Annotated in this window: 4 protein-coding genes, 1 tRNA gene and 1 rRNA gene; all 6 read right to left on the bottom strand. The window is 27.5% G+C overall.

Going from position 1 to position 9,596, the window contains the following annotated elements:
• Nucleotides 1-26: 26 nt before the first annotated feature.
• Nucleotides 27-2,246, bottom strand: a complete 2,220-nt coding sequence (locus KGF46_RS00030) for an ATP-dependent helicase (protein WP_227861745.1) — start codon at nucleotides 2,244-2,246, stop codon at nucleotides 27-29.
• Nucleotides 2,239-4,155, bottom strand: a complete 1,917-nt coding sequence (locus KGF46_RS00025; protein ID WP_227861744.1) for a hypothetical protein — start codon at nucleotides 4,153-4,155, stop codon at nucleotides 2,239-2,241. The genes KGF46_RS00030 and KGF46_RS00025 overlap by 8 nt, the downstream gene beginning before the upstream one ends.
• Before the next feature lie 246 nt (nucleotides 4,156-4,401).
• Nucleotides 4,402-6,426 carry an N-acetylmuramoyl-L-alanine amidase gene (locus KGF46_RS00020; protein WP_227861743.1) on the bottom strand — a complete coding sequence of 675 codons (2,025 nt, stop codon included), beginning with the start codon at nucleotides 6,424-6,426 and terminating at the stop codon, nucleotides 4,402-4,404.
• 518 nt (nucleotides 6,427-6,944) lie between these two features.
• A complete protein-coding gene (locus KGF46_RS00015) occupies nucleotides 6,945-8,966 on the bottom strand; it encodes an N-acetylmuramoyl-L-alanine amidase (protein WP_227861742.1) in 2,022 nt (673 codons plus the stop codon).
• Nucleotides 8,967-9,234: 268 nt separating this feature from the next.
• Nucleotides 9,235-9,351: ribosomal RNA gene (gene rrf, locus KGF46_RS00010) — 5S ribosomal RNA — on the bottom strand.
• An 8-nt stretch (nucleotides 9,352-9,359) separates the two neighbouring features.
• Nucleotides 9,360-9,433 (bottom strand) — tRNA-Gly (locus tag KGF46_RS00005).
• Between the last annotated feature and the right edge of the window lie 163 nt (nucleotides 9,434-9,596).

Raw genomic sequence — 9,596 nt, 5'->3', positions numbered from 1 at the left:
ATATATCAACTTAACTCATCTATATGTTAATTTGACCTTTTCTCAATAATATGTCGATTCAGCCTTCTTAAATAGACACATGGTTTCTGTTCTTTTCTTTTATTTCCTATATCATTTTCATCTCTATAAGCACTCCCTGAAAGTACTAACATCTCCTTTGCCCTAGTGATTCCTACATATAAAAGTCTAATCTTCTCATTTATAGAATCAATTTTAGTTTGATAAGCGTAATCAGTTGAAATACTCCCTTTTAGTATAGCTTCAATTTCTGACTTAATAATAGCCATTGGGTTTTTGTATTTTTCTTTTAAGTACCATTTATCACTCTGAAATTTCTGAGTAATATTGTCAGGGAAATTATATTCAACAAGACCTAATAAAAACACACAATCCCATTCCATCCCCTTTGATTTATGATAATTACATAGTGTTATGCTACCAGATTCTGGCTCATATCCATTTATCTCATAAACTACATCTATTATGTGATTAAACACCTTATTTTTAACATCAAATAGAACATTGTAAACATCCTCTAAGTCCATATATATATTTTCCGAAACTAAATACTTTATATAAAAAGATATATAATCTAATACTGCCTTATCCTCTTTTTCTAAGTTAAGCTTTTTACCAATAAATAGTATCAGCAGGTCTAACCTTATTATTGGGTATTCTAATATCTGTTTTATAATATCTATACCATCTTTAAAACTTGTATATATATTGCTTTCCTCATTAATTTCTAGTGGTTCAAATTTATCTTTATTAAATTTAAAATCATATATAATTTCTTCTGTTGTATAGTTTTTTAATCCGTCTAAAAAATTCTTTTCTTCTATTTCATTATCTGTATTTATAAAAACCTTATCAAGTACGGTTATTAATTTTTCTATATCATCGCAGTTTAGCATAAAATCTATAATAGAAGCTATGTTATTTATAACCTTCCTTTTACTTAAAGAGTTTGGACCCAATTCTTCAAATGTTAGATTATACTCTCTAAGTTCCTTAGCAACTTGTGTAACTTGTTCATTAAATGGAACTAGTATCCCTATACTCTTATCTGGATATTTCTTTTTTATACCTTTAACATATTTAGCAGTTTGTTCTATTTCATTTTTCCAACTATCATACCATTTTACATTTATATTATAATGCTCTGGATTAGGGTTTTCTTTATATCCCACTCCAGTTGGAACAGTTTTTATTTGCATATCCTCAAGAGCATATCTACATTCTTCTTGTTTAAATTCTTTTGTGACATACTCTACAAGTGTATTTGCTAAATCTAGTATATCTTTTGAACTTCTATTTGACATATCCATCCTATAACAACACTTTGCATTTTTTACAAATTCTTTAAAAAACTTAGGGTCTGATGATGAAAATGTACCTGTTATACTCTGATTTATATCTCCCACTCTAACTAAATTATTGTTTTCACTCGATATAATTTTTATTATATTCCCTTGTATTTCATTTGAATCTTGACATTCATCTTCAAAAATATATTTATATCTAGTTTGGAATTTTTTTCTAAGTCCTTCATCTAAGCTTAAAGTTTTTTCTGCTAAAATTAATATATCATCATAATCTAGCAAGCCATTTTGCTTTAATTTTCTATCATATAATTTGTATATTGGCAAAATCACTTTAAGCATGCCTTTGTGTCCTCTTGATAGTATCTCTTCAAGCTTATCTGGAGAAATTCCCTTGTATTTAAGTTCACTTATAGCATTTCCTGCAAATTCAAAAAAACCTCTCTCCCAAGCTTCAAGAGTTATCTCTTTCCATCTCTCATCTTTTTGCTCTTTTAGAAACCATCTAAATGCTCTTTCTCCTCCATCAAATCTAAATTTATTTATACATTCATTTAATATAATACTTTTTTGTAAATCATCAGCTATATTAAAATCCTCACTCAACATTACTATTTCGGGTTTTTCTTTTATTATTTTTACAGCTAGACTATGTATAGTCATTACTTCATATGAGTTAATATCGTTTATTTCGTTTTCTTCAAGTATTTTTTTTATTCTACCTTTAAAATTATTTACAGCACTATTCATATATGTAAGAACTAATACTTTCCCACCTTTATGTTTCTGTTCAAGTAGTAGTTTAGCTACTAAATTTGTTATTATAAATGTCTTTCCAGCCCCAGGAACTGCTGGAACTGCCATAGTTCCATCCTCATAATTTATTATTGGTATTTGGTCTTCTCTATAATTTATATTAATCATAAATTTTATCCCCTTTATGTGAGAGTTTCAAAAGTATACCATATAGCATACTTTCTTGAATATAACCATTAATTGTGTATTCACTCTTATATGCATAAACTTTATTTGCACTTAACAATAAATTATATATTGTATTATATAGATAGTATTTCTTGTAGTACTCTTCGATTTCATTTGTATAAATTTTTTTCTCTTCAAAAGATTTTCTAAGTACAATTAAATTACTTATATCTTTTTCTATTTTCATATTCCAAGAATTACTTCCTATATCTACCCATATTTGAATACTTCTATCTATATTTGATGATATATATGAATAAGGAGTCGCTATTACTATTTTATCTTTGCTTTTTAACTCTTCTATATCAATAACAGAATAATAATCATTTATTGTCGTCTTTAAAGCTTCTATAAAAATCTTTTCCTCTTTCAATCCAAGTAGGTCTGCACTTTCACTAAATGATTCACTTTCAGCTATTATTTGTTTACATAGGCCAACATTCTTTTTACCATCTTTTAAATTTAACATTTTATCTATATAAAACTGAATTAAAAATTCATGTATTTTTATGTCACTTTTCTTCTTTTCTTCAATATACTGTAAAATATCACGATATTGATTATATCCTTCTATTTTATCAACTTCTAAATGCCTTGTCTCTTTAAAAATCTTAAATGCTTTTATTCTGTTTATGTCTAAAATGGTCTCTAAAAAACTTATATATTCTTCATCTTTTATAAAGTCTAAATATCCATAAAATATGCAAGTAGCAACCACTAGAGCATTTCCATATGGATAATCTATAGCTTTTTTATCTTTTTTAGTGTTAAAAACATCTATATTTCTTTCTCTCAAAGAATCCTTAATTTGATACTCCAATATTGTATTGTTTATAGGTGATATAATTGCTATATCTTTTGGAGATATCCCACTTTCTATAAGAGTTATAACCTTTTCACTCACTAAATCTAACATTTCATTATACAGTTGACTTGATTGATTTAATTCTATACTTGAAGGTAATAAATATAAATCTTCTATTTTTATATTACTTTTTTTAAAGTTAACTTCTTCTTTAAATTTAATTTTAGATATTATCTTTTCATTTATATAATCCATGTCAATATTGTTAAACACAGAATAATCTTTACTAAAATCAAAGAATATATAGCTTTCTAATACATTACTTGATACCTTTTCAATAAAATCTACTTCTGCATTACTTGAATTTTCAAGACTATTAACTATTATATATCTCAATTCTTTAAGTAAAATTTTTAAATAAAATTCATCATTAAGAAGGTAATTATTATATAGATACACACTCAATGCATTATCTAACATTGAATTTGAAAGTAATGTATTTATGTAATATGATATAATTTCATCCATATGAGTATATGAAAATCTATAGATACTATTTCTATTTTTCTTTGATGAATATATTTTTTCTCCAATAAAATCAAAGTCAATTAAATTAAATGCTGACTTATTTATATTTGTAATTATACTTTTTGCGATTGATTTATTTGTTCCTGTGATATCTTCAAAATATCCTTCTTTCACTCTTTTTTCCTTAACTTTTTTAATTATTAAATATTCACTTAAACTATTTGATATAAATGTTGGAGATATAGATTTTTTATTTATTCCTTCACATTTTTCTATTATAAGTGCCCAGTATTTTAATAATTCTTTTTTTACAAATCCTATATATGTTGTTATTTTTAATTCTTCACTATAATCTAATTCTAATGACCTCTCATATCTTATTCTAGTATTGTTATTTGGTACTAATAAAATAATACTTCTTGAGTTATTTTCAGTTCTATCTAACAATTCCTTATATTTACCTAAGGATTCATTTTCATCTTTTTTTAGACTGCTTTTTTTAAATAAATACTCCACATAATCACCTTCCTTAATTAAATTAAGTGTATATTATCTAATTATATCATATTGTGCATTTCTCAAAATACAATCAAATTATTGCATTTAACTACAAAAAAGACCATATATACACTGTTATGCATTCGTATATGCAACAATGTATATATAGTCTTTATATATTTACACACCCATATTTCAAATTATAGCTTTAATATAAACTCACAATCATAAATTTATATTAAATTTTAAGCACTCTATTTGTAATTACTTTAATGATTCTTCTATTCCTTTAGCTATTTGTGTGCCCATTTCTTTTACTTTTGCAGGTGAATTTACTAACTTCATATCACTTGCATTATCCAAAAATGCACATTCTACAAGTACTGCTGGCATATTATTAGTTCTTAAAACGTATAAATAATCTTTTGTAGGGTCATCTTTAAGTACTTTTGTTTTTATCCCTCTATTTTTAAGATTAAACTTCTCTAAAATTCTATTTAATATGTTTGTAGCTACAGTTTTAGTGGTTCCACCATTTTTATCTTTAAGCTTATAAAATACTTCTACTCCACGACCTTGTTTATTAGTAGAACCATTATAATGTATACTTGTAAATAAATCTGGTTTCAATGAATTAGATAGAGCAGTTCTACCTCCAAGTGATAAAGTCTTATCTGTATCTCTAGTCATAATTACATTTATACCTTTTGAACGTAAATATTCAGTTGTTGCAAGTGAAGTATTTAAAGCATAATCTTTTTCAAGGGCTCCTCCAAATGCTCCACTTACTCCAGGTGCTGAACCACCATGTCCTGGGTCAATCATAACTGTCTTTGCTCCACTATTAGTTTCTGGGTCTGTTGGTGTTGTATTATGCTTAGATAATGATGAAGCTATAGAATTCATCACCTTAGAAGTCAATCCGCCTCCTATCTTATACACTTTATTAGCAGACTTAGCTTCTAAATTATCCTTATGATATGCAGATACATATGTCTTTGGTGTTATAAGTATTGGAGATTTTAAACTAGCAGCTAATGGCCCTGCTGCTAAAGCATCAACAAGTACATCTGATTTAGCTACTAAAACAGCTTCTAATTCATCTTCTGTATAGAATTTTTTTATTACATTTGCATTTGTTTCATGTCTATCTGCTCCAGATACTCTATTATTAGCAACATTATCCTTAGTTATATCATTTACCTTATTGATAACATTTGTTGATATCATTTGAGAACCACCTATAAAGTAGGCACTTTGTAAGTCCTCACTCTCCAGCCATTTATATGTAATATTTGTAATGCTATCTTTATCAGTCACTATAATCGGTTGCTTATCCTGACCTGCTTTTGCTGCTATAGTAAGTGCATCTAGTTCTCCTCCATCCTTACCATTTGTTATATACACTTTATCTACATCGTGATTTTTATCTATTTCTTTTGCTATCAATAGAGATGTCTCATATCTATTTGAGCCATTTATACGTGTTTGATTAGAATCTACAGCTGATTTTATCTGATTAGCACTAGTTTTAGAAATAGAATTCTCATCTCCAATTATAATTATATCTTTAGGATTTAGACGTTTTAATTCTGATTTTACACTATCAGGCACATTATTTTTTTCAACCAAAAGTATTGGTGCATTATATGTAGTTGCTAGTGGAGTTGATATAATACCGTCGATACTTACATCTCCATTTATTATAACTACCTTATCTGAACCATTTTTCCAGCCATCTTTACTTATTTTAACTGCTGTTTCATATCTATCACTTCCTGTAAGTTCTGTAATAGGTGCAGAAGTCTTTCTCAAATATTTATTTACATCTTTTCTTGAAGTTATATCTTCAATTATACATTCCTGTGTTACATTGTAGTCTTTTAAATTTAATCCCATATTTTCTAAATCTTGTTTGTTTAAGGTTTTAGGATTATTTGCACTGTTTATTCTTATTCCTTGTAACTCCCACACATTTTGATATTCTGGATCTTGATTATAATTGATAGTTCCTTCATATGACCCAGTTGATTGATTGTAATTTAGAGTTGTATCTAGTGGCATGTCATAGCATTTATATTTTAATGTAATGCTATCAGCATCTGGCTTTTCTTTAAATTTCACACTTACTTTTGATGTACTTCCTAAAACTATACTTTTTTTCTCCAAATTTATATTTAAGTTATCATTATTTTCCATAGCATTAGACTCAGTAGCAAATGCCATTGTAGGTGCAACAATTGCCATTGAAAGAATTCCTGTTGTTAATAATCTCGTATTTTTTTTCATATTAATCTCCTTACTTAACATAGATTTCTACCTTGCTTTTTTAGTCTTTTTAATTTTTTAAAACACAGCAAAGTGTGTATGCCCCAAATTTGCAAAAATTTATTAAAAATTAAATTACAAAAAATAAACAATTACAAAAAATAAACACAATTAAATATATTTAATCATTTCTACTATATCATTTATTACCAAAAAAATCTATAAAAGACAAATAAAAACATATAATGATTATATTTTGTAGAATTTTATACCAATTTTTTGTAAGTCAATAAATATTGTTCAAGTCCTTGACCTATTAATATCGAGAAGTTAAATACATTGCTATACTCATACCTTAATCCTATCAATCAGAACTTAACTACAAAACAGACTATGTATATGCTATTTGCACTTATATATGCAAAAATCTATACATAGTCTTTATTAATAACAGAATTATATTTTTATTTTATGAATTTAAACTAAATCTAAAGTCATAAATTAATTTATGCTGAGTTTTTAAGTATTTTCATTATATACTATTTTAATGACTCTTCTATACCTTTACCTATTTGTGTACCCATGTCTTTTACTTTTGATGATGTATTTAATAAACTCATGTCCTTCTCATTATCTAAAAATGCACATTCTACAAGTACAGCTGGCATATCATTAGTTCTTAAAACATATAAATAATCTTTTGTAGGGTCAGTTGATAGTGTTCTTGTTTTTATTCCTCTATTTTTAAGATTGAATTTCTCTAAAATTCTATTTAATATGTTTGTGGCTACAGTTTTAGTAGTTCCACCATTTTTATCTGCAAGTTTATAAAATACTTCTACTCCATTTCCAGTTGTATCAGATGCATTATAGTGTATACTTGTAAATAAATCTGGTCTTAAAGAGTTGGATAAGGCAGTTCTATTTCCAAGTGATAAAGTCTTATCTGTATCTCTTGTCATAATTACATTTATTCCTTTTGAACGTAAATACTCAGTTGTTGCAAGTGAAGTATTTAAAGTATAATCTTTTTCTTTAATTCCACCTAATGGTTTACCTGTAGTTCCAGTATCTGAACCACCATGACCTGGGTCAATCATAACTGTCTTTGCTCCATTATTAGTTCCTGGGTCTGTTGGTGTTGTATTGTGCTTAGACAATGACGCTGCTATAGAATTCATTACCTTAGAAGTCAATCCGCCTCCTATCTTATACACCTTATTAGCAGATTTTGCTTCTAAATTATCCTTGTGATATGCAGATACATATGTCTTTGGTGTTATAAGTATTGGAGATTTTAAACTAGCAGCCAATGGCCCTGCTGCTAAAGCATCAACAAGTACATCTGACTTAGCTACTAAAACAGCTTCTAATTCATCCTCTGTATAGAATGTTTTTATTACATTTGCATTTGTTTCGTGTCTGTCTGCTCCATATACTCTATTTTTAGTAACACTATCTTTAGTTATATCATTTATTTTATTGATAACATTTGTTGATAACATTTGAGGACCACCTATAAAGTAGGCACTTTGTAAATCCTCACTTTGTAGCCACTTGTATGTATCATTTGTAAGACTGTCTTTATCACTTAATATAATTGGCTGCTTATCTTGACCTGCTTTTGCTGCTATAGTAAGTGCATCTACTTCTCCACCATTTGCATTTGTTATATATACTTTATCTACATCATGATTTTTATCTATTTCTTTTGCTATCAATAAAGATGTCTTATATCTATTAGAACCATTCAAACGTGTTTGACTAGCACTTACAGTTGATTTTATTTGATTAGCAGTAGTTTTAGAAATAGAATTCTCATCTCCTATTATTATTACATCTTTAGGATTTAGACGCTTTAATTCTGCTTTTACACTGGCTGGTACATTGTTTTTTTCAACTAAAAGTATTGGTGCATTATATGTAGTAGCTAGTGGAGTTGATATAATACCATCAATACTTACATCTCCACTTATTATAATTACTTTATCTGAACCATTTTTCCAGCCTTCTTTACTTATCTTTACTGCTGTTTCATATCTATCACTTCCTGTAAGTTCTGTAATAGGTGCAGAAGTTTTTCTCATATATTTGCTTACATCTTTTCTTGAAGTTATGTCTTCAATTATACATTCCTGTGTTACATCATAATCTTTTAAATTTAATCCCATAGCTTCTAATTCTTGTCTGTCTAAAGTCTTAGGATTAGTTGCACTATTTATTGTTATACCCTGTAATTCCCACACATTTAAATATTCTGGGTCTTTATTATAGTTTATTGTTCCTTCATATAATCCAGTTGATTGATTGTAGTTCAGAGTTGTATCTAGTGGCATGTCATAGCATTTATATTTTAATGTAATGCTATCAGCATCTGGCTTTTCTTTAAATTTCACACTTACTTTTGATGTACTTCCTAAAACTATACTTTTTTTCTCCAAATTTATATTTAAATTATCATTATTTTCCATAGCATTAGACTCAGTAGCAAATGCCATTGTAGGTGCAACAATTGCCATTGAAAGAATTCCTGTTGTTATTAATCTTGCATTTTTTTTCATATTAATCTCCTTATTTAACACAAATTTCTATTTTATTTATTTTTTGTCCTACTTACTGTTAGAATTACTTTTAAAACGTATGTCAAAGTGTATCTCCCAAAAATTTTAAAGAAATTTATAAAAATAAACTTACAAAAAAACAAAAAAAATTAAATATTTAAATATTTAATTATATTCACTATATCATTTATTGCCAAAAAAATCTATAAAAGACAAATAAAAACATATAATAATTACATTTTTATAAAATTTTATACAAAAAAAGATTACGTGGCTACGTCCTACTCTCCCAGGCAGTTTCCCACCAAGTACCATCAGCGCTAGAGAGCTTAACTTCTGTGTTCGGAATGGGAACAGGTGTATCCTCTCTGCTATTGTAACCACATAATCTTTTGGAGCGGGTGAAGGGGATCGAACCCTCACAGCTGGCTTGGAAGGCCAGAACTCTACCATTGAGCTACACCCGCATTAAATTTTTATAACTAGTAAAACTAGTTTCTTTAGAGTTAACACTCTAAAAACTACATATATATTTTAATCAATGAACATCAAATAAATATTGGTCAAGTCCTCGACCTATTAGTATCGATAAGCTAAATACATTGCTGCACTTACACCTTCGACCTATCA

This window comes from Clostridioides sp. ZZV14-6153 (assembly GCF_020657855.1).
Lineage (GTDB): Bacteria > Bacillota > Clostridia > Peptostreptococcales > Peptostreptococcaceae > Clostridioides.
This window is presented reverse-complemented; position numbering and strand designations above follow the sequence as displayed.